This is a genomic window from Pelomonas sp. KK5, assembly GCF_001984095.1.
GTDB lineage: Bacteria > Pseudomonadota > Gammaproteobacteria > Burkholderiales > Burkholderiaceae_C > KK5.
The window spans coordinates 1-283 of sequence record NZ_LYVQ01000594.1 but is presented as its reverse complement, the minus strand read 5'-3'; the positions used below and the strand labels follow the sequence as shown (position 1 = coordinate 283).

At 72.1% G+C, this 283-nt stretch carries 1 protein-coding gene; it reads right to left on the bottom strand.

What is annotated here, in order from left to right; all coding sequences use genetic code 11:
• Positions 1-283: hypothetical protein (locus tag B0W88_RS34280; RefSeq protein ID WP_158081007.1), on the bottom strand; the 283-nt coding region annotated here is incomplete at both ends.

The window sequence follows — 283 nt, the reverse complement described above, 5'->3', positions numbered from 1 at the left end:
GAGGGGATCTGGCTGCTGGTGAGGGCGTTCAGCGTGTCGCTGCCCATGCCGGCGATCTGCGCCGTGGTGAGCTGCGAGACCTGGGCGCTGGTCAGCGCGCCGATCTGGTCGCTGGAGAGCGCGCCGAGCTGGCTGCTGGACAGGGCGCGCAGCGCGGCGCTGCCCAGGGCTCGCAGGTCATCGGTACTGAAGTTGCTCAGCTGGTCGGTGCCGAGGCCCGCTACCTGGGCGGAGCTGAGCACGCCGGCCTGGGCCGAGGTGAGGGCGACGATGTCGCCGGTGG